This window comes from Pantoea sp. BAV 3049, from assembly GCF_009765445.1.
Lineage (GTDB): Bacteria > Pseudomonadota > Gammaproteobacteria > Enterobacterales > Enterobacteriaceae > Erwinia.
Genome location: NZ_WHOY01000031.1, coordinates 2234781 through 2256960, shown reverse-complemented (window position 1 = coordinate 2256960; position 22180 = coordinate 2234781). Strand labels below are relative to the sequence as shown.

Annotated in this window: 18 protein-coding genes; 14 read left to right on the top strand and 4 right to left on the bottom strand. The window is 54.9% G+C overall.

Annotated elements, in window-relative coordinates; all coding sequences use genetic code 11:
- Positions 1-206 precede the first annotated feature (206 nt).
- Complete coding sequence (locus GSQ70_RS11415) at positions 207-1865, top strand: BBE domain-containing protein (protein WP_158782649.1); 1659 nt, start codon at positions 207-209, stop codon at positions 1863-1865.
- A gap of 133 nt (positions 1866-1998) precedes the next feature.
- On the opposite strand, the gene sseA is transcribed toward GSQ70_RS11415, so the two are convergent.
- Positions 1999-2850 carry a 3-mercaptopyruvate sulfurtransferase gene (gene sseA / locus GSQ70_RS11410; RefSeq protein WP_158785288.1) on the bottom strand — a complete coding sequence of 284 codons (852 nt, stop codon included), beginning with the start codon at positions 2848-2850 and terminating at the stop codon, positions 1999-2001.
- Positions 2851-3083: 233 nt separating this feature from the next.
- Here sseA and ndk point away from each other — a divergent pair, with 233 nt between their 5' ends.
- The 11 genes from ndk to GSQ70_RS11355 all read left to right on the top strand — a co-directional run bounded on the left by ndk (position 3084) and on the right by GSQ70_RS11355 (position 15800).
- A complete protein-coding gene (gene ndk, locus GSQ70_RS11405; protein WP_062744669.1) occupies positions 3084-3515 on the top strand; it encodes a nucleoside-diphosphate kinase in 432 nt (143 codons plus the stop codon).
- Between the two features lie 183 nt (positions 3516-3698).
- A complete protein-coding gene (locus GSQ70_RS11400; RefSeq protein WP_158782648.1) occupies positions 3699-4868 on the top strand; it encodes a bifunctional tRNA (adenosine(37)-C2)-methyltransferase TrmG/ribosomal RNA large subunit methyltransferase RlmN in 1170 nt (389 codons plus the stop codon).
- Between the two features lie 80 nt (positions 4869-4948).
- Positions 4949-5677, top strand: coding sequence for a type IV pilus biogenesis/stability protein PilW (pilW, locus tag GSQ70_RS11395; protein WP_158782647.1), 729 nt, complete (start codon positions 4949-4951; stop codon positions 5675-5677).
- Entirely contained in the window at positions 5667-6674 is a 1008-nt protein-coding gene (gene rodZ, locus GSQ70_RS11390; RefSeq protein ID WP_158782646.1) for a cytoskeleton protein RodZ, read from the top strand. The genes pilW and rodZ overlap by 11 nt, the downstream gene beginning before the upstream one ends.
- A 38-nt stretch (positions 6675-6712) precedes the next feature.
- Positions 6713-7834 (top strand): flavodoxin-dependent (E)-4-hydroxy-3-methylbut-2-enyl-diphosphate synthase, encoded by a 1122-nt coding sequence (ispG, locus tag GSQ70_RS11385; protein ID WP_158782645.1) that lies wholly within the window; start codon positions 6713-6715, stop codon positions 7832-7834.
- 60 nt (positions 7835-7894) lie between these two features.
- Entirely contained in the window at positions 7895-9184 is a 1290-nt protein-coding gene (hisS, locus tag GSQ70_RS11380) for a histidine--tRNA ligase (protein ID WP_158782644.1), read from the top strand.
- A 13-nt stretch (positions 9185-9197) separates the two neighbouring features.
- On the top strand, positions 9198-9818 hold the full coding sequence (locus tag GSQ70_RS11375) for a YfgM family protein (RefSeq protein WP_158782643.1): 621 nt from the start codon (positions 9198-9200) through the stop codon (positions 9816-9818).
- A gap of 46 nt (positions 9819-9864) precedes the next feature.
- A complete protein-coding gene (bamB, locus tag GSQ70_RS11370) occupies positions 9865-11046 on the top strand; it encodes an outer membrane protein assembly factor BamB (protein WP_158782642.1) in 1182 nt (393 codons plus the stop codon).
- 173 nt (positions 11047-11219) lie between these two features.
- Positions 11220-12710 carry a ribosome biogenesis GTPase Der gene (der, locus tag GSQ70_RS11365; protein WP_158782641.1) on the top strand — a complete coding sequence of 497 codons (1491 nt, stop codon included), beginning with the start codon at positions 11220-11222 and terminating at the stop codon, positions 12708-12710.
- Between the two features lie 64 nt (positions 12711-12774).
- A complete protein-coding gene (locus tag GSQ70_RS11360) occupies positions 12775-13002 on the top strand; it encodes a zinc ribbon domain-containing protein (RefSeq protein ID WP_158782640.1) in 228 nt (75 codons plus the stop codon).
- 365 nt (positions 13003-13367) lie between these two features.
- Positions 13368-15800 carry a glucose/quinate/shikimate family membrane-bound PQQ-dependent dehydrogenase gene (locus GSQ70_RS11355; protein ID WP_158782639.1) on the top strand — a complete coding sequence of 811 codons (2433 nt, stop codon included), beginning with the start codon at positions 13368-13370 and terminating at the stop codon, positions 15798-15800.
- Between the two features lie 142 nt (positions 15801-15942).
- Here GSQ70_RS11355 and GSQ70_RS11350 read toward each other — a convergent pair whose 3' ends face one another.
- From GSQ70_RS11350 to xseA, 3 genes are all read right to left on the bottom strand, one after another.
- Positions 15943-16275, bottom strand: coding sequence for a protealysin inhibitor emfourin (locus tag GSQ70_RS11350; protein ID WP_158782638.1), 333 nt, complete (start codon positions 16273-16275; stop codon positions 15943-15945).
- Positions 16272-17288: a M4 family metallopeptidase gene (locus tag GSQ70_RS11345; protein ID WP_158782637.1), complete on the bottom strand. Its 1017-nt coding sequence runs from the start codon at positions 17286-17288 to the stop codon at positions 16272-16274. Before GSQ70_RS11345 ends, GSQ70_RS11350 begins: the two co-directional genes overlap by 4 nt.
- 134 nt (positions 17289-17422) lie before the next feature.
- Entirely contained in the window at positions 17423-18793 is a 1371-nt protein-coding gene (xseA, locus tag GSQ70_RS11340) for an exodeoxyribonuclease VII large subunit (RefSeq protein WP_158782636.1), read from the bottom strand.
- Positions 18794-18962: 169 nt separating this feature from the next.
- On the opposite strand from xseA, the gene guaB reads away from it, so the two are divergent.
- Positions 18963-20429, top strand: a complete 1467-nt coding sequence (guaB, locus tag GSQ70_RS11335) for an IMP dehydrogenase (protein WP_158782635.1) — start codon at positions 18963-18965, stop codon at positions 20427-20429.
- Between the two features lie 80 nt (positions 20430-20509).
- Positions 20510-22090: a glutamine-hydrolyzing GMP synthase gene (gene guaA / locus GSQ70_RS11330; protein ID WP_158782634.1), complete on the top strand. Its 1581-nt coding sequence runs from the start codon at positions 20510-20512 to the stop codon at positions 22088-22090.
- Positions 22091-22180 lie beyond the last annotated feature (90 nt).

Genomic DNA, 22180 nt, shown 5'->3' with positions numbered 1-22180 from the left:
TGTGTTTAGTGAAAACCATTACAGAAAATGATGAATGTTAAAAGTCTCTGCTGTTGAGTTGTGGACTTGGTTTTATCAATTTTTTTTATTTATCACCTTGTTTTTATTATTATCTTCTGTTTATTGATATTGAAATAAGTCTACATGGCATTTGTCATTTGATGGTTTTACAACGCTTTTTCAAATTCAATACAAAAGGAAATATCATGAGTGATTTTATCCTGATCGATAATAGCGATCCCCGGTTTGAAACCGTCAAAAAAGGCTTTAATTTGCGCTGGCCGGAAAGTGGCAAAGATGCCGATGCGGTCTATGTATGCCAGACCGCCAGTGATGTTTTGAAGGCGGCGAATACAGCGCTTGCCAACAATCAGCGGATAACGGTTCGGAGTGGCGGGCACTGCTATGAGGGATTTGTCAGCAATAAATTGTCAGGAGAAGAAAGCACTCCTCTGGCGATTATTGACCTGGGGCTGATGGTGGGTATGGAGTACAGCGCAGAGGGAAATATCTCCTCGCCTTACGATCCTGATGTGAATTATCAGTTCCGGGCAGCAACAGGGAATCAAAACTGGGATGGTTATGTCAGCTTATACAAACTGACAAACTGCACGGTTCCCGGTGGTTCCTGCTATTCAGTCGGTTCGGGGGGGCATGTGACGGGAGGAGGATACGGTTTACTGTCCCGTTTACATGGCTTAACCGTTGACTGGCTGTCAGGAATCGATATTTTGGTGCCGGAAACCGACGGGAAGTCGCTCGTTGCTAAACACGTGAATCTGAACAGCACGGGTACCGACAGGGAATTGTTTATCGCCTGCCGTGGTGGTGGTGGCGGAAACTTCGGTATTATCCTTAATTATTATTATGCGGCCTTGCCGCCAGCTCCTCAGCAGGTCTATTTACTCTCGCTAGCCTACCCGTGGAGTAGTTTCAGTACTAAAGAGCAATTTGGTCAGTTTCTCAAAGCCTACTGGCAATGGTTCTCGACTCATGATAGTGAGTGGAACAGCAGCGATCCAACCCTGGCGAATGGCGGCCTTTTTAGCCTGCTCAAACTCCAGCATCGCTCCACCGGCGATATTCATCTACTGGTGCAGTATACCGGAAGTGACGGGCGTGTTGATGGCACGGGTCAGGCTGCGCCGTTTAATGACTTTGTGGCTACCATGAACAACGCTGCGGGGATAACGCCTTCAGTGGTGGAAACCGGCATGCGTTATGGCGCAATAGGGACAGCGGTGAAAAAGCGCCCCTTCAGAGATGCGGCCAGTGATGCCCGATTAATGGACTGGCTGTATGCCACGCAAACACTTAATGGCTCAGGCGATAACCAGCGCGGAAAATATAAATCTGTTTACCATGTGGCAAATTTTGGCGACACAGAAATCACAGCCCTGTGGGATAACCTTAATGGCGCGGACGATCCTCTGTTGAATCAGGCTCTGGTGCAAATCGATTCGTATGGTGGTTGTATTAATACCAACAATGAAACCACGAATCCGACCGCCGTCTTTCAGCGACGCTCGTTATTAAAATCACAATTTCAGGTCTACTGGACCAAGCCCGAGAATGATGCGCATTGTATTTCCTGGATGCAGAAACTCTATACCGCTTATTTTGCTGACCAGGGGGGCAAACCTTATGCCGACGATGGCCATTATCAGGGCTGTTATATCAACTACCCGGATGTCGATATGAAATATACTGCTGCCGACCATGCGACGGAGGACCCGCAATGGATGACGCTGTATTACGGTGACAAAGCTGCAACGCTGGTTGCCACCAAACAAGCCGTCGATCCGAAGAATCTCTTCCGCAATGAAATGTCTGTCCCTCTGACCATGCCCGGCGACGGAAGCTGAAAGCCTTTACCGGACCTGGCGGCAGAGACGGTGATATATTGTGATTCTCTGGATGAATACCCGCTATTAGAGTATAGGGAAACAGAACCGTTTCACCTTCAAGGGAAACGGTTCTTTTCATGGCGAAATGCCGTTATTTCAGCCGTGTGGCAATCGGCAGATCGTCGCGGCTGCCCCATTCACCCCATGAACCGTCATACAACCTGACATTTTTTGCGCCCAGCGTGGTCAGCGCCAGAATCACGACCACCGCAGTCACGCCGGAACCACAGCTTGCCACCACCGGCTCGTCCAGATTCACGCCCTGACGCTGGAAAATCGCTTGCAGCTCATCAGCCGGTTTCAACTGGCCGTTTTCCACCAGGTCATTCCATGGCACGTTTTTGCTGCCGGGGATATGCCCGCGATGCAGTCCCGGGCGCGGTTCATCTACCTCACCTCTGAAGCGGTTTGCCGCCCGGGCATCGACAATCTGTGCGCCGCCTTCATGGCTGATCAGCATCATATCGGTAATGCGTTTGATTGCCTTCGGATCGAAGCTGGCGTCGAACTCGCCTTCCGGCAGCGTAACGGCACCGGTTTCCAGCGGCTGACCTGCGTCTTCCCAGCCCTTCAGGCCACCGGCGAGAATTGAAACTTCCTCCACGCCAAACTGGCGCAGCATCCACCAGGCACGCGGAGCGGAAAACAGGTTACCCTCATCGTAGACCACCAGATGTTTATCACTGCTTACCCCCAGCTCGCGCATGGCGACGGCAAACGACTCGGCGCGCGGCATCATATGCGGATAAGGACTGGTGTGATCGGAGAGCGCTTCAATATCAAAAAAGGGTGCGCCGGGCAGATGTTTAGCCTGATATTCCGCCGTGATATTTCGCACTTTTTCCTGACCGGGTGGCAGCATGCGCGCGTCGATAACCTGAATGTTTTCATCAGAATAATGTTCCGCCAGCCAGTCGGCGGTCACGAAGAAAGAGGATGTCATAGCGGCCTCGTAGTGGGTGTCATTGTCCTGAGTGTCCGCCATCCTGGCGGGCATCTCAAGTTCTTCTGTAAAATAGCTGAAAACCGTTATAAAGTTGTGGAATTAAAGCGGTTTTTTTTAATAATTTGTTGAATCTCCGATAGGCAAGCCAGCGGATGACCCCTATAATCTGCGCCATTTTCCGGGCCAGGGAGTCTTTCACTGGCCACACTCGACATCAAACAGGGGTCCATATGACTATTGAACGTACTTTTTCTATCGTAAAACCGAACGCGGTGGCAAAAAACGTGATTGGTGCCATCTTTAACCGTTTTGAAAGCGCTGGCTTCAAAATTGTGGGCAGCAAAATGCTGCACCTGAGCAAAGAGCAGGCTGAAGGCTTCTACGCGGAGCACCAGGGCAAGCCTTTCTTCGACGGCCTGGTTGAATTCATGACTTCTGGTCCGGTAGTCGTTTCCGTGCTGGAAGGCGAAAACGCCGTTCAGCGTCACCGCGATCTGATGGGTGCCACTAACCCGGCTAATGCTCTGGCCGGTACCCTGCGAGCTGACTACGCTGACAGCTTCACCGAGAACGCCACCCACGGTTCAGATTCTGCTGAATCTGCCGCCCGCGAAATCGCTTATTTCTTCGGCGAAGGCGAAATTTGCCCGCGCACCCGCTAATATTTAAGATTATTGCCTGAGTGGCGCAGGGCGTTTACAAATTATTTTGCTGACGCGCTTTAACCTGTCGTTCCACGCTTGTACAATAATGCGCCCCTGATGAGAGTATGCTCAGCAGGGGCGTTTCATTTATATCACTCAACCCCAGCGCCATAACGTGTAATAACGAGGCCAGAGAAAATTATGTCTGAACACATTGTGACTCCGTCGTCTGCATCCCCTGCGATCGCCACGCCAAAAAAAGAAAAAATCAACCTGCTCGATCTGAATCGCCAGCAAATGCGCGAGTTCTTCGCCAGTCTGGGCGAAAAACCGTTTCGTGCCGATCAGGTGATGAAGTGGATTTATCACTACTGCTGTGATGATTTCGATGAGATGACCGACATCAACAAAGTCTTCCGTGGCAAGCTGAAAGAGCTGGCCGAGATCCGCGCACCGGAAGTGGCGGAAGAACAGCGTTCATCTGATGGCACCATCAAATGGGCCATCACCGTTGGCGGCCAGCAGGTCGAAACTGTTTACATCCCGGAAAAAGATCGCGCCACTCTGTGCGTCTCTTCCCAGGTGGGCTGTGCGCTGGAATGCAAATTCTGCTCCACCGCTCAGCAAGGATTTAACCGTAACCTGCGCGTTTCGGAAATCATTGGTCAGGTCTGGCGTGCGGCAAAAATTATCGGCGCGTCAAAAATTACCGGCCAGCGCCCAATCACCAACGTGGTGATGATGGGAATGGGGGAGCCGTTGCTCAACCTGAATAATGTGGTTCCGGCGATGGAAATCATGCTGGACGACTTCGGCTTTGGCCTGTCCAAACGCCGCGTGACCCTGTCCACTTCGGGCGTTGTTCCCGCGCTGGACAAGCTGGGCGATATGATTGATGTCGCACTGGCTATCTCTCTGCATGCTCCGAATGACACAATTCGTGACGAAATTGTTCCGATTAATAAAAAGTATAATATCGAGACTTTTTTAGGGGCCGTCAGCCGCTATATCGGCAAGTCCAATGCCAATCAGGGCCGCGTGACCATCGAATATGTGATGCTTGATCACATCAACGACAGCACCGATAACGCCCATGAACTGGCGGCACTGCTGAAGAACACGCCGTGCAAAATCAACCTGATCCCGTGGAACCCCTTCCCGGGCGCTCCGTATGGTCGCAGTTCGAACAGTCGCATCGATCGCTTCTCTAAAGTGTTGATGGATTACGGTTTTACCACTATTGTGCGTAAGACTCGTGGTGATGATATCGATGCGGCCTGTGGTCAGCTGGCCGGTGAGGTGATTGACCGTACCAAGCGTACACTGCGTAAAAAAATGGCCGGTGAGTCGATTTCTGTGAAAGCGCTCTGAAAGCTGAATATTCAGGTCCGGGGCGGCTGTCAGCTCTGATTCGATCGGCGTAGTATGCCTCTGTCGAATCAGGAGGCACTATGGGTAAAGGATTACCGATCTGGCTGGCAGCGCTGCTCACCGCCTGCAGCCAGTCACCAGAGCACAGCGAACTGGCACAGACGAGGCTACAGTTAGGGCTCGACTATCTCGCCCGCAACGAATTACCCCCGGCGCAGCGCAATTTGTCTCAGGCGCTGCGGCTGGCACCGAAAGATTATCGCTGTCAATTGGCCATGGCTCGTTATCAGCAACGGGCGGGCGATCGGGATGCGGCGGGGCGCTACTACCAGAATGCTCTGCTGCTGGCAGGACAAAACCGTGATGTAATCAATAATTACGGTGCGTTTCTCTGTAGTTTAGGGCAGTATGATGCGGCTCAGCAGCAGTTCAGCAAAGCCGCTGAATTATCAGAAAACGGCGGCCGGAAGGATGCGTTGGAAAATGCCGGTTATTGTTATCTCCTTGCCGGAGAGAAGCAAAAGGCGCAAGTGGCGCTGAATGCGGCGACACGAGACGATCCGCAAAAAGGGCTGGCGCTGCTGGCAGAAGCCGAAAGGCGATTTGGAAAGAATGAGCGCGATGCGTCGCAGCTCTTGTTAGATGTTTATCAGCGCAACTTTGCTGCTTCGGCAGAAAGCTTGTGGTTAGAGATTCGCTTCGCCGCGCTGGCCGGGCACCCTGAAAGCGTAAAGCAGGCAGGAGAGCAGCTGGCGCGAAATTTTCCACAATCGATACAGTACCTGCATTTTTTAGCTAATGAATACTGAAGCCACTCAAGATAACTCAGCAGTAAACTCCACAGGCCAGCGCCTGCGTGCAGCCCGTGAACAAATGGGCCTGACTCAGCAGAACGTAGCTGAGCGCCTGTGCCTGAAACTTTCTACCGTCCGTGACCTTGAAGAGGACAAGTCGCCGGCCGATCTGGCGTCGACCTTCCTGCGTGGCTATATCCGCTCTTATGCGCGTCTGGTTCACGTACCGGAAGAGGAACTGCTGCCGATGATGGCGAAACAGGCTCCTGTTCGCGCGGCAAAAGTCGAGCCGATGCAGAGTTTTTCACTGGGCAAACGCCGTAAAAAGCGCGATGGCTGGCTGATGATCTTCACCTGGCTGGTGCTGTTTGTGGTGGTCGGCCTGACTGGTGCCTGGTGGTGGCAGAATCATAAAGCGGCACAGGATGATCTGGTGTCGATGGCCGATCAGAACTCGGGAACCAGCGGCGACAATAACAGCCAGTCTATCCCGCTGGGCGACAGCAACAGTTCAGACAGTGCGCCTGCAACAAACAATACTGCGGCTGAAAGCGCGCCAGCTGAGACGCCTTCGGCGGCGCCTGCTCCGGCCACTGCTGCGCCAACAGCAGATAATGCTGCGGCAGCCGCTCCGGCTCAAACTTCGGCTCCGGCCGCCGATGCGAACCAGCCAGTGGCGGTTTCACCCAGCCAGGCTCCGGTTGACAGCGGCGCCAACGGGCAGATGCCTACCGGTGCTGCTGGCGTCAGTGCGCCTGCCGCCGATGCTAACGCGCTGGTGATGAACTTTGACAAAGACTGCTGGCTGGAAGTGACCGATGCTACAGGCAAAAAACTGTTCAGCGGAATGCAGCGCAGTGGTGGTAAACTCAGCCTGACTGGCACTGCGCCGTATCGCCTGAAAATTGGCGCACCGGGCGCGGTCCAGATCCAGTATCAGGGTCAGCCAGTCGATCTGAGTCGTTTCATCCGTAGCAACCAGGTTGCCCGCCTGACAGTCGGTGCGCAATAACGCATCTTTCTGGTCGCGAGTAATTTCGGAGAAAGAATATGCATAACGAAGCACCCATTATCCGCCGCAAATCGAAGCGCATTTACGTCGGCAAGGTGCCAGTGGGCGACGGCGCGCCGATAGCCGTTCAGTCCATGACCAACACTCGCACCACCGATGTGGACGCGACGGTGAATCAAATTAAGGCGCTTCAGCGCGTTGGCGTGGATATTGTCCGCGTTTCTGTTCCCACCATGGATGCTGCCGAAGCCTTCCGCCTGATTAAACAACAGGTCGATGTGCCCCTGGTCGCTGATATCCACTTCGACTATCGTATCGCCCTGAAAGTTGCTGAATACGGCGTTGACTGCCTGCGCATCAACCCCGGTAATATCGGTAATGAAGAGCGTATCCGTCAGGTGGTTGACTGTGCACGCTACAACAATATTCCTATCCGCATCGGCGTGAATGCCGGATCGCTGGAGAAAGACCTGCAGGAAAAATATGGCGAACCCACGCCGCAGGCCCTGCTGGAATCCGCCATGCGTCACGTCGATCATCTGGATCGCCTCAACTTCGATCAGTTCAAAGTCAGCGTGAAAGCCTCTGACGTGTTCCTCGCCGTAGAATCTTATCGTCTGCTGGCGAAGCAGATCGAGCAGCCGCTGCACCTGGGGATCACCGAAGCGGGTGGTGCGCGGGCCGGTGCGGTGAAATCTGCCATCGGTCTTGGACTGCTGCTCTCTGAAGGCATTGGCGACACGCTGCGTATTTCGCTGGCAGCCGATCCGGTGGAAGAGGTGAAGGTCGGGTTCGATATCCTGAAATCCCTGCGTATCCGTTCACGCGGCATCAACTTCATTGCCTGTCCGACCTGCTCGCGTCAGGAGTTTGATGTGATCGGCACGGTGAACGAGCTGGAACAGCGTCTGGAAGATCTCATCACGCCGATGGACGTTTCGATCATCGGTTGCGTGGTGAACGGACCGGGCGAAGCGCTGGTTTCCACGCTTGGCGTGACCGGCAGCAACAAGAAAAGCGGGTTCTACGAGGATGGCGTGCGTCTGCGCGAGCGTCTGGATAACAATGACATGATCGACCAGCTGGAGGCGCGTATCCGTGCCAAAGCGGCGATGATGGATGAGTCCCGCCGGATTGATGTTCAGCAGGTAGAAAAATAATCTGAAGCGCAGAGGCCGGTTCCCCGCTCTGCGCTTACACCCAATTGTGAGAAAAAAGTAGTGGCGAAGAATATCCAGGCAATTCGCGGCATGAATGATTACCTGCCCGCGGACACCGTAGTATGGCAGCGTGTTGAGCAGATCCTCAAGCAGGTGCTGGCCAGCTATGGCTACAGCGAAATCCGCCTGCCGATTGTAGAGCAGACCCCGTTATTCAAACGCGCTATCGGTGAAGTCACCGACGTGGTAGAAAAAGAGATGTACACCTTCGATGACCGCAACGGTGAAAGCCTGACGCTGCGTCCGGAAGGAACGGCAGGCTGCGTGCGTGCCGGTATCGAACACGGTCTGCTGTACAATCAGGAACAGCGGCTGTGGTACACCGGACCGATGTTCCGCTATGAGCGTCCACAAAAAGGGCGCTATCGCCAGTTCCATCAGATCGGTGCGGAAGTGTTTGGCCTGCAGGGGCCGGATATTGATGCTGAAATGATCATGATGACGGCCCGCTGGTGGAAAGCATTGGGCATTGCCGATCACGTCAGCCTTGAGCTGAACTCCATTGGTTCGCTGGAAGCGCGTGCCAACTACCGCGACGCGCTGGTGGCGTTTCTGGAACAGCATCAGGACGTGCTGGACGAAGACTGTAAACGCCGCATGTACACCAATCCTCTGCGCGTGCTGGACAGTAAAAACCCGGACGTCCAGACCCTGCTGAACAATGCGCCACAGCTTGCCGATCACCTGGACGAGGAGTCTCGTGAGCACTTTGCCGGCCTGTGCGAGCTGCTGGAAGCGGCAGGCATTGCCTACACCGTTAACCAGCGCCTGGTGCGCGGACTGGACTACTACAACCGGACTGTTTTCGAATGGGTAACCAGCAGCCTTGGCTCGCAGGGGACTGTTTGTGGCGGTGGCCGTTATGACGGTCTGGTGGAACAGTTGGGTGGTCGTGCCACGCCAGCCGTCGGTTTCGCCATGGGAATGGAGCGTCTGGTGCTGCTGGTGCAGGCAGTTAATCCGGAATTTGAACCGACGCGCATTGTCGATGTCTATGTTATCGCTTCGGGACAGGGCGTGCAGTCAGCGGCAATGCTGCTGGCCGAGCAGCTGCGCGATGCAGACCCCTCTCTGAAGCTGATGACCAACTTTGGTGGTGGTAACTTCAAGAAGCAGTTTGCCCGTGCTGACAAGTGGTGCGCGCGCGTTGCACTGGTACTGGGTGAGTCAGAAGTCGCTAATGGCGAAGTGGTGATTAAAGATTTACGTAACGGCGAGCAGCAGACGCTGGCACAGCGTGATGCGGCAGCCACGCTGACAGCGTTGTTGAACCAGACAGCCGGTATTTAAGGAGAAGGTTTGCGTGGAAGTTTATAGCAACGAGAACGAACAAGTTGACGCACTCAAGAGCTTCTTTGCCCAGAACGGCAAGGCTCTGGTAGTAGGCGTGATTATTGGCGTGGGCGCGCTGGCAGGCTGGCGTTACTGGGCGACTCACCAGGAAGGCAGCCATCAGGAAGCCTCGACCGCTTATCAGCAGGTTTCCACGGCGCTGGACACCAGCAAGCCTGAGACACTGGATGCCGCAGCGAAATTTGCCAGCGAAAACAGCAACACCTATGGTGCGCTGGCTTCGCTGGATCTGGCAAAACGTTATGTGGACGGTAACCAGCTGGATAAAGCGGTTGCCCAGCTGCAAAGCGGCCTGAAAGACACCAAAGATGCTAACCTGCAGGCCGTGCTGAATCTGCGCCTGGCGCGTATCCAGCTGCAGCAGAAGCAGCCGGATGAAGTGCTGAAAACCCTCGACGCGGTGAAAGGCGATGGCTGGACAGCGATCGTAGCCGATGTGCGCGGCGAAGCGTTGCTCAGCAAGGGTGATACCAAAGGCGCCCGCGATGCCTGGAGTAAAGGCATTGCCTCTGATGCGTCTCCGGCGCTGAAAGAGATGCTGCAGATGAAAATGAATAATCTCCCGGGTTAAATTCACCACGGGTAAAAATGGCCTCAACAGGCACAAGAGGGATTTCATGGAATTGCGTAAGATACTTCTGCCGGGACTGATTTCAGTCACTTTACTCAGCGGATGTTCATGGTTCAGCGGTGAAGAAGACGTGGTTAAAATGTCGCCGCTGCCAAAAGTTGAAAATCAGTTTACCCCGGAAAAAGTCTGGAGCACTTCAGTTGGCGATGGCGTGGGTGATTACTACTCCAACCTGCATCCGGGCTGGTCAGACAGTACCGTTTATGCTGCCGATCGTTTCGGTATCGTGAAAGCACTGAATGCCGGTGATGGCAAAGAGCAGTGGAAAGTTGACCTCTCTGAGAAGACCGGCTTCTTCTCGAAAAATCTGCCAGCTCTGCTTTCCGGTGGCGTGTCGGTTGATGGTGGTCATGTTTATATCGGCAGCGAGCGCGGCCAGGTTTATGCCCTGAACACCAGCGATGGTTCTGTTGCCTGGCAGACCAAAGCAGCGGGTGAAGTGTTGTCCCGTCCGGTAGCCAGCGATGGCCTGGTGCTGGTTCACACCAGCAACGGTATGCTGCAGGGTCTGGATCAGACCAACGGTGCCGTGAAGTGGACGGTTAACCTCGACGTCCCTGCGCTCTCTCTGCGCGGTGAGTCAGCTCCGGCAACCGCCTTTGGCGCGGCTATTGTTGGGGGGGATAATGGCCGCGTCAGCGCGGTGATGATGAACCAGGGCCAGATTATCTGGCAGCAACGTATTTCCCAGCCAACCGGCGCGACGGAAATCGATCGCCTGGCGGATGTGGATACCACTCCAATTATTCTGGACGGCGTGGTGTACGCCCTGGCCTATAACGGCAACCTGACGGCGATGGACCTGCGCTCTGGCCAGATCCTGTGGAAGCGTGAAATCGGCTCCGTGCACGATATGATCGTCGATGCCGGTCACATCTACCTGGTCGATCAGGATGACCGTGTAGTGGCATTGAGCACCGATGGCGGCGTGACCGTCTGGCGTCAAAGCGACCTGCTGCACCGTAACCTGACTTCACCGGTGCTGTATAACGGTTATATCGTGGTAGGCGACAGTGAAGGTTACCTGCACTGGATCAACACCACAGATGGCCGCTTCGTGGCTCAGCAGAAAGTGGACAGCTCCGGCTTCCAGACCGAACCGGTCGTGGCCAGCGACAAGCTGTTAATCCAGGCGAAGGGCGGCGAAGTTTACGCATTTACCCGCTAACAGCGCCAGGTTTGCTATAGTCTGCAACGGCTCCTGATTCGTCAGGGGCCGTTTCGTTTTTCTCAAGGCGTGGTATTCTTACGCCGTCAGCCTGCCAGGTGCGTCAGCAAACGTTGTTTGCCGCACTGAAGATGTTCGAGTCAGGCGCTTAATTTTTGTAATGAGGCTTCAATATGGTACCTGTGGTCGCGCTGGTCGGGCGTCCCAATGTGGGAAAATCCACCCTGTTTAACCGTTTAACGCACACGCGAGATGCGCTGGTGGCGGATTTTCCCGGGCTAACCCGTGATCGTAAATACGGTCGTGCCGAGGTCGAAGGGCGGGAGTTTATCTGTATCGATACCGGTGGTATCGACGGCAATGAAGAGGGCGTGGAAACACGTATGGCCGAGCAGTCCCTGTTAGCGATTGAAGAAGCTGATGTGGTGCTGTTTATGGTCGATGCGCGTGCCGGCCTGATGGCGGCCGATCAGGCGATTGCCAAACATTTGCGCTCACGTCAGAAGCCTACCTTTCTCGTAGCCAATAAAACCGACGGCCTGGATCCGGATTCCGCCGTGGTGGACTTCTGGTCGCTGGGCCTGGGTGAAATCCACCCGATTGCCGCCTCCCATGGCCGTGGCGTGACCAGCCTGCTGGAGCTGGTGCTGCTGCCGTGGATGGACGAAGTTGCGCCGCAGGCAGAACTCACCGAAGAAGAAGAGAACGATGCCTACTGGGCAGCGCTGGCGGCGAAAGAGAGCGGTGAAGAGCCGGAAGAAGAAGAGGATGACTTCAACCCGCTGGATTTGCCGATCAAGCTGGCGATCGTCGGGCGTCCTAACGTTGGTAAATCCACCCTGACCAACCGTATTCTGGGTGAAGACCGCGTGGTGGTCTTTGATATGCCGGGTACCACCCGTGACAGTATCTATATCCCGATGGAGCGCGATGGCCGCGAATACATCCTGATTGATACTGCCGGTGTGCGTAAGCGCGGAAAAATCACCGAAGCGGTTGAGAAGTTCTCGGTGATCAAAACCCTGCAGGCGATTGAAGATGCCAACGTGGTGATGCTGGTGATCGATGCCCGTGAAGGCATCTCCGATCAGGATCTCTCTCTGCTGGGCTTTATTCTGAACAGTGGGCGTTCGCTGGTTATTGTGGTCAATAAGTGGGATGGCCTGTCGCAGGAAGTGCGTGATGAAGTGAAAGAGACGCTGGACTTCCGCCTGGGCTTTATCGATTTCGCCCGCGTGCACTTTATCTCTGCTCTGCACGGAAGCGGCGTGGGTAACCTGTTCGAATCGGTGACCGAAGCCTATGACTGCTCAACCCGTCGTGTGAACACTTCCATGCTGACCCGGATCATGACCATGGCCGCTGACGACCATCAGCCGCCGCTGGTGCGTGGACGCCGCGTGAAGCTGAAATATGCTCATGCGGGTGGCTATAATCCGCCGATTGTGGTGATCCACGGTAATCAGGTGAAAGACCTGCCGGATTCCTATAAGCGCTATCTGATGAACTACTTCCGCCGTTCGCTGGAAGTGATGGGGACGCCAATCCGCATTCAGTTTAAAGAGGGCGACAATCCGTTTGCCGGTAAGCGTAACTTGCTGACTCCAAACCAGCAGCGCAAGCGTAAGCGTCTGATGAGTCACCTCAAAAAGAACAAACGTTGATCCGCAGGGGGCCTTTAATGGCCCCTTTGTTTTATACTGAGTTCAGTTTAAACAGGAGAGCGCCATGAGTTTGCCATGCCCGGTTTGCCAGCATTCCCTCACAGTGGAAGAGGGCCATTACCACTGCGAAAGCTGTGAGCGCTGTTTTGCCATGCAGGCCATTTGCCCCGAATGCCATCAGACTTTGCAGGTGTTAAAAGCCTGCGGTGCAGTGGACTATTTCTGCACCAATGGTCACGGGTTGATTTCAAAAAAGCGCGTGGAGTTTACGCCGCTGGTGGAATCACTCTGACTTAAACGTAATTTTTTATTTCCTGAGTTCCCCCTGTTAATAAAAGGGTTATTATTTAATCCATCAGTTTTAATTATACCTCTATATCCCTTCCTGCTATCACCCACCAAAATATCGCTTTGATTTACGGAAAGATGCAGAAACTCTGCATTGAGCAACACTTTTAACAACTTCAATGAAAATGAATGATTAGCGCCGGGAATTATTCCATTACGGTCAAAACGTTGCGCTGGTATTAGCAAAAAATGTCCAGAAGTGTGAAGTTTGTTAAGTTTGTGTTTATTGAATAACGAACCGCATGGTACAATTTTGCCATTATTTCATCGTAGTGCTTAAGGCATCTCTTTTTCAGGAGTATTTTTACCATGTCTCAAACGAATGCCCGGTCGTCTGAATGGCTGGGCTTATGGTGCTTTGTGCTGGGCCTGCTTTTACTGGCAACCGGCCTGTTCTTTGTGATTGGTGGTGGGAAACTGGTTTCGCTCGGCGGTAGCTGGTATTTCGTTATTGCCGGTATTTTTACCGTTATTTCCGCTATTCAGTTCTTCCGTCGTAAATCTTCCGCCGTGCTGATATTCGCGCTGGTGTTCATCGGTACGCTGATCTGGGCGCTGGTGGATGTGGGAATGGATTTCTGGCCGCTGGTTTCCCGTCTGATGACGCTGGCCGGTTTCCTGCTGCTGGCGATAGTTACCCTGCCAGCCCTGCGCAAACGTGAGGGCAAATCCTCAGCAGCCAAACCGGCTTACGCCATTTCTGCGGTGCTGGTTGTTGGTCTGGTTGCGACCCTGATGCAGATGTTCCAGCCGCACCCGACCGTGGATAACGGTAAAGAAATGCCGCTGATCCCCGTGGCGAAAAACCAACAGCAGAAGAACTGGGACAATTACGGTAATACTCCAGAGGGTAGCCGTTTTGTGGCATTGGATCAGATCACCCGCGATAACGTGAAAGATCTGAAAGTGGCCTGGACCTTCCACACTGGCGACACTCCGCTCAGCCCGGATGGCAATGGCGCGGAAGATCAGCAGACTCCGCTGCAGGTGGGTAACACCGTCTTCCTGTGTACTCCGCATAACAATGTGATTGCCGTTGCGGCCGACACCGGCAAGCAGATCTGGAAAGCCGATATCAACGCAAAATCCTCTGTGTGGATGCGTTGCCGTGGTCTGGCTTACTTTGATGCGACCAAACCGCTGACGCAGCCAGCTGCACCTGGCTCTGTTCCTCCAGCCCCGATCAACCTGCCAGAAGGTGCCACCTGTCAGCGTCGTATTCTGATGAATACCATTGATGACCGGCTGATTGCTCTGGATGCGGACAACGGCCAGTACTGTGCCGACTTCGGCAACAACGGTACCGTTGACCTGCGCGAAGGTATGGGTGATGCGAAAGATCCAAGCTATGTTCTGACTTCAGCGCCAACGCTGGCGGGGACTACCGTCGTGGTGGGTGGTCGCGTAGCCGATAACGTCAGCACCGATATGCCTGGTGGTGTAATGCGTGGCTTTGACGTGATCACCGGTAAAATGCGTTGGGCGTTTGACCCGGGCAAAGACGATCCAAATGCAATTCTGGCACCGGGCGAACATTACACCCGCAGTACGCCTAACTCCTGGGCACCGATGTCCTACGATCCAAATATGAATGCGGTATTCATTCCGATGGGCAGCTCGTCTGTCGATCTGTGGGGGGTGAACCGTACCAAACTGGATCACAAATACGGCGCTTCCGTGCTGGCGGTTGATGCCACTACCGGTAAAGAGAAGTGGGTCTTCCAGACCGTGCATAACGATCTGTGGGACTTCGACCTGCCGATGCAGCCAGGCCTGGTAAACTTCCCGAACAAGGATGGTACCCGCACCCCGGCAGTTGCTATCGGCACCAAATCTGGTCAGATCTACGTGCTGGATCGCCAGACGGGTAAACCACTGACTAAAGTGATTGAACAGCCGGTACCGCAGGCTAACATCCCGAACGAACAGTATTCCAAAACTCAGCCTCGCTCCGTTGGCATGCCGCAGATTGGCAACGAAACGCTGAAAGAGTCTGATATGTGGGGTGCCACTCCGTTCGATCAGCTGGTGTGCCGTATTGACTTTAAATCCATGCGTTATACCGGTCTGTACACGGCACCGGGCACCGACAAGTCTCTCAGCTTCCCTGGCTCTCTGGGCGGGATGAACTGGGGCAGCATGTCTACCGACCCGAACCACAACTACCTGTTCGTGAACGATATGCGTCTGGGCTTGTGGCAGCAGATGGTTCCGGCAGCACCTTCCAAAAATGGCGCGGTAAACAACGGTGGTGAAGCCGTTAACACCGGTATGGGTGTGGTCCCGATGAAAGGCACGCCGTACGCCGTGAACAAAAACCGCTTTATGTCTCCGTTGGGTATCCCTTGTCAGAAGCCACCGTTTGGTACGCTGTCTGCCATTGACCTGAACACGCAGAAAATTGTCTGGCAGGTGCCGGTGGGTACCGTGCAGGATACCGGCCCGTTCGGGATTAAAATGCGCGCACAGATGCCAATTGGCCTGCCAACTCTGGGCGGCACGCTGGCGACTCAGGGTGGACTGGTGTTCATTGCCGGGACTCAGGATTACTACCTGCGCGCCTTCGATACCTCAACCGGTAAAGAAGTGTGGAAAGCTCGTCTGCCAGTGGGCAGCCAGGGTGGGCCAATCAGCTACGTTTCTCCGGAAAACGGCAAGCAGTACATCCTGATCTCTGCGGGAGGAGCACGTCAGTCTCCGGACCGTGGTGATTACGTGATTGCTTACGCGCTGGATAAATAAACCAGCAGGCCCTTCAACAGGGAAGGGCTTCTGAGTTTGACCAGTCACTGAAAGCCCTTTCAGCAATGGAGGGAACTGAGTCTGATTGGTCACGAAAAGCCTCTTCAGTAATGAAGGGGCTTTTTTATAGCTGAAGGGGACGTTACCGGCCGTCCTGCCAGAGCCGTACCAGCTCCGGTGGGGCGAGTTCCTCGGGGATCAAAATAACGATGTTGCCGGCCTGCTGCTGAGTGGCATAGCTGATGGCAATACGGTAGTACCGCCGATCGCCTTTCCCTGCCTGACACTGTTCGCCCTGCGGTTCTCCCAGCGGCAGAGCCTGGCGCAATACGTTACAGACGCTTTCTCGCTGCGCCGGGTTGAGCTGGGCCAGTGTAATCCGGCGCGGTTCTGCCAGTTTGGGGATGTAAGCAAATCCGCCTTCACGCGCCACATCAATAACCGCGTCGTCACTCAGTTCCGGAATAACGTTCATGGCAATACGCCGACCTGTTTCCAGGCGTCCCCAATAGCCTGCCCGACAGACTTATTAAATCGCGCCTGGCCATGTTTGATCGTGAACTGCGCAAAGGTTTTAAAATCGGCGTTTTGCGGCAGAGTTTTATCGCATACCGTGTCGTACCAGGCATAGCCAGCCAGTTCCCAGGCGTAGCCGCCCAGCGCTTTTGCCGCCAGATAAAATGCGCGGTTGGGGATGCCGGAGTTCAGGTGTACGCCGCCGTTATCATCCCGCGTTTGTATGTAGCCTTTCATGTCGGCCGGTTGCGGATCTTTACCAAGCAGCGGATCGTTATAAGCCGTTCCGGGTTCGGACATAGAACGCAGCCCCTTGCCGTTGATCCCTTTCGCCAGCAATCCTTCGCCGATAATCCAGTCAGCCTGGTCGGCTGTTTGTTTCTGGTGAAACTGCTTGACCAGCGAGCCAAAGACGTCGGAGAGAGATTCATTAAGCGCGCCAGCCTGTTCGAAATAGATCAAACCGGCTTCGGTTTCCGTTACGCCGTGAGAAAGTTCGTGACCGACTACATCCAGTGCGACAGTAAAGCGGTTGAAGATTTCGCCGTCGCCATCGCCAAAGACCATCTGGTCGCCATTCCAGAACGCATTCTGATAACCCTTGCCGTAATGCACGGTACCCTGCAGCGCGAGGCCCTGATTATCCAGCGAGTTGCGTTGATAAGCCTGCCAGAAGAAATCGTAAGTGACGCCGAGATAGTCATACGCTTCGTTGACGGCCACGTCGTTACCACCCGGCTGGCCTTCACTGCGCACCAGCGTACCAGGCAATGTCTGGGTCTGTTCTGCATCATAAATTTCGCGCTGAACCTGGCCTGCCGTCGCGTTTTGAGCGCCTGTTGGTTTGATCCAGTTTTCCGCCATCAGCGTTTGTACATGTGTCAGAGTATTGCGGGCGCAACTCTGCTGCTGCCCGGAACCGTTATCGATGATTTTGCGCAGAATATAGGGAGGAATGACGCCATAATGCATACCTTGCTCCTTGGTCATAAGCCGAATGTACCAAAAAGTATAGTCGTCAGGACTCAGGTGCGCACTGGCGCTAAAACGGGGCCGGGGAGGGGGGGACCCGGAGCGGAGTGGCGCGCCGGTTTTTGTGTATGAAATCAGAGTGCTGGCTTGCGGGCTTTTTTCACCGGGGTGATGGCGGTCACTTCGCTCTCGACCCAGCCGTCATCCAGCCGCGTTTTAAGCCGGTCGCCGGTGTGGATCTGCCGGGTCTTCTTAATCACCTTGCCATCGGCAGCCGTGGTGACGCTGAAGCCACGTGCCAGCGTTGCCAGCGGGCTGACGCCTTCCAGCTGGGCTGCCAGCCTGGAGAAACGTTGTTTACCGCCATTAAGCTGCTGCTGCATCGCCTGCTGCAAGCGATACTGCCATTGCTGCATCTGTTGCTGAGCACGGTGGATTTTACTCTGCGGCTGAAACGCGGTCAGACGCTGCTCAGCGCGTTCCTGCTGACGACCAGCCTGACGCAGCCGAAGTTGCATTGCGTCGTCCAGACGGCGTTGTAGCTTCATCATGGTGGTCTGCTGACGTGCCAGGCGCAGCTGTGGGTGCTGCTGCTGCAAACGGTGGTGTAAACGGGTGAGGGTGCGACTCTTCTGCGCGAGGTAATAATCCATCGCCATTTCCAGCCGGGTCTGCTGCGACTGCAACTGGCGCAGCAGCTCAATCTGGTTGCGGCTGACCAGCTCTGCAGCGGCGGATGGCGTTGGTGCGCGCAGATCGGCTACGAAATCACTGATGGTGACATCTGTTTCATGACCCACGGCGCTGACGATGGGAATGCGGCTGGCAAAAATGGCCCGTGCCACGCGCTCATCGTTGAAGCTCCACAGATCTTCCAGCGAGCCGCCGCCACGTCCGACAATCAGCACATCACATTCGCCGCGCAGGTTAGCCAGTTCGATCGCCCGCACGAGACTGGCAGGCGCATCCGCACCCTGCACCGGAGTAGGGTAGATCACCACCGGAAGTGACGGATCGCGGCGGTGCAGTACGCGCAGGACATCATGCAGAGCAGCACCGGTGGAAGAGGTGATCACTCCGACCTGTCGTGCCGGGTCTGGCAGCGCCTGCTTGTGGATCTGGTCGAATAACCCTTCAGCCGTCAGCTTCTGCTTCAGCTGTTCGAACTGCTGCTGCAACAGTCCTTCACCTGCTGGCTGCATACTTTCCGCAATCAGCTGATAGTCACCGCGCGGTTCGTACAGAGTGATGGTGGCCCGCACCAGTATCTGCTGCCCATTTTGCGGGCGGAAGGTGACCCGGCGATTGCTGTTGCGGAACATCGCACAGCGAACCTGCGCGCCATCATCCTTTAGCGTGAAGTACCAGTGACCGGAAGAGGGCTGGGAGAAATTGGAGATCTCAGCGCTCAACCAGATTTGCCCCATCTCCATCTCCAGCAGCTTGCGCACTGTGGTATTGAGACGGCTGACGGTAAAAATATTGGCGGATGGCGGTAGCGACATGTGATGAAGATCAAATTTTAAATCAGAGGGTTAATTGACCGATACTACAGGGCTGAGAAAAGGTTTCAAGAGTTTTTATAAATAAAGCTGGAGGCAATCGGTTACGGCCTGTATAATGCCGCGGCAATATTTTACAAGTTCTCATTCACCCTGAGGTTGAGATATTGCCATGCTAAGAATCGCTAAAGAAGCCCTGACATTTGACGACGTTCTGCTCGTTCCTGCTCATTCGACTGTTCTCCCAAACACGGCCGACCTCAGCACCCAGCTCACTAAATCTATCCGCCTGAATATCCCTATGCTCTCCGCAGCCATGGATACCGTGACCGAAGCGGGCCTCGCTATTGCGCTGGCACAGGAAGGGGGGCTGGGCTTTATCCACAAAAACATGTCCATCGAGCGCCAGGCGGAAGAAGTCCGCAAGGTGAAAAAACACGAAAGTGGCGTGGTGACCGATCCGCAGACCGTGCTGCCAACCACCGCGCTGAGCGAAGTTCAGCGACTTACCGAACGTAACGGTTTTGCCGGTTACCCGGTAGTGAATGGCGATAACGAGCTGGTCGGTATCATCACCGGCCGTGACGTGCGCTTCGTCACCGATATGAACCTGCCTGTCTCCGCAGTCATGACTCCGAAAGAGCGTCTGGTAACCGTGCGTGAAGGTGAGGCGCGTGAAGTTGTGCTGCAAAAAATGCACGAAAAGCGTGTTGAGAAAGCGCTGGTAGTGGACGACAGTTTCCACCTGCTGGGCATGATCACCGTAAAAGATTTCCAGAAAGCTGAACGTAAACCTAACGCCTGTAAAGACGAGCATGGCCGTCTGCGCGTGGGTGCTGCTGTTGGTGCGGGTGCGGGCAACGAAGAGCGTGTTGATGCGCTGGTGGCTGCCGGTGTTGACGTGCTGCTGATCGACTCCTCTCATGGTCATTCCGAAGGCGTTCTGCAACGTATCCGTGAAACCCGTGCCAAATATCCTGACCTGCAGATCGTGGGCGGTAACGTGGCGACTGGCGCAGGTGCGCTGGCCCTGGTTGAAGCTGGCGTGAGCGCGGTGAAAGTGGGCATTGGCCCGGGTTCAATCTGTACCACCCGTATCGTGACCGGCGTGGGTGTTCCGCAGATTACCGCTGTTTCAGACGCGGTGGCCGCGTTGGAAGGCACCGGCATCCCGGTTATCGCTGACGGTGGTATCCGCTTCTCTGGCGACATCGCAAAAGCAATCGCAGCGGGTGCTTCGGCGGTCATGGTCGGCTCCATGCTGGCCGGGACTGAAGAATCCCCTGGCGAAATCGAACTGTACCAGGGGCGTTCATTCAAATCTTACCGTGGTATGGGTTCTCTGGGCGCGATGTCCAAAGGCTCCTCTGACCGTTACTTCCAGACAGATAACGCCGCTGACAAGCTGGTGCCGGAAGGGATTGAAGGGCGCGTGGCTTACAAAGGCCGCCTGAAAGAGATCGTTCACCAGCAAATGGGCGGCCTGCGCTCCTGTATGGGTCTGACCGGCTGTGGTACTATCGACGACCTGCGCACCAAAGCGGAATTTGTCCGCATCAGCGGCGCCGGTATTTCGGAAAGCCACGTCCACGACGTGACCATCACTAAAGAGTCCCCGAACTACCGCATGGGTTCCTGATAACCCCTGACACACCGCCCGGCTCTGCCGGGCGTTTTAATCCTAATCTCTGAATTTGTTTATCGCCCTGGAATAGCCCAATGACGACGGAAAATATTCATAAACATCGCATACTGATCCTTGATTTCGGCTCGCAGTATACGCAGCTGGTGGCACGTCGCGTGCGTGAACTGGGCGTTTATTGTGAACTGTGGGCGTGGGACGTCACCGAAGAGCAGATCCGCCAGTTCAACCCGAACGGCATTATTCTTTCCGGTGGCCCGGAAAGTACCACCGAGCATAACAGCCCGCGTGCCCCTGAGTACGTGTTCACGGCCGGTGTGCCGGTGTTTGGCGTGTGTTATGGCATGCAGACCATGGCACTGCAGCTGGGCGGCAAGGTCGAAGGCTCCAGCGAGCGTGAATTCGGTTATGCGCAGGTTGAAGTGGCGATAGACAGCGCGCTGACCCGTGGCATTGAAGATTCCCTCAGCGCGGCTGGCAAGCCTCTGCTGGACGTGTGGATGAGCCACGGCGACAAAGTGACGGCTATTCCGGCGGACTTCGTGACCGTTGCCAGCACCGACAGCTGCCCGTTCGCCATTATGGCCAACGAAGAAAAACGTTTTTATGGCGTGCAGTTCCACCCGGAAGTGACTCACACCCATCAGGGCCTGCGCCTGCTGGAGCGCTTCGTGCGCGATATTTGCCAGTGTGAAGCGCTGTGGACGCCTGCAAAGATTATCGAAGATGCCGTTGAGCGCCTGCGTGAGCAGATTGGTAACGACAAAGTGATCCTTGGCCTGTCTGGCGGCGTGGACTCTTCCGTGACCGCAATGCTGTTGCACCGCGCTATCGGCGACCGCCTGACCTGCGTCTTCGTCGATAACGGCCTGCTGCGTCTGAATGAAGCAGAGCAGGTGATGGAGATGTTTGGCGACCACTTCGGCCTGAACATCGTCCACGTGGCGGCGGAAGCCCGCTTCCTTGACGCGCTGGCCGGTATTGATGAGCCGGAAGCGAAGCGCAAAACTATTGGTCGTGTGTTTGTGGAAGTGTTCGATGAACAGGCCACTCGTCTGACCGACGTTTCCTGGCTGGCTCAGGGCACCATCTATCCTGACGTGATCGAATCCGCGGCCTCTGCCACCGGTAAAGCTCATGTGATCAAATCGCACCACAACGTGGGCGGTCTGCCGAAGGAGATGAAGCTGGGTCTGGTTGAGCCGCTGAAAGAGCTGTTCAAAGATGAAGTGCGCAAAATCGGTCTGGAGCTGGGTCTGCCGTACAACATGCTTTACCGTCACCCCTTCCCTGGACCTGGTCTGGGCGTGCGCGTGCTGGGCGAAGTGAAGAAAGAGTACTGTGACCTGCTGCGCCGTGCCGATGCGATCTTTATCGAAGAGCTGCACAAAGCGGATCTCTACAATAAAGTCAGCCAGGCCTTCACCGTGTTCCTGCCAGTGCGTTCGGTAGGCGTGATGGGCGATGGCCGTAAATACGACTGGGTTGTTTCACTGCGTGCCGTGGAAACCATCGACTTTATGACCGCGCACTGGGCGCACCTGCCTTATGAATTCCTGGGCCGCGTTTCTAACCGCATTATTAATGAAATCGACGGGATCTCCCGCGTGGTTTACGATATTTCCGGTAAACCGCCAGCGACGATTGAGTGGGAATAACTTTTTCCCCACAAATCAAAAAACCGCCTGTGAGGGCGGTTTTTTTATGGCTGAAATAAGACAGAATCTTTGTCGCCATCATATTGCTGA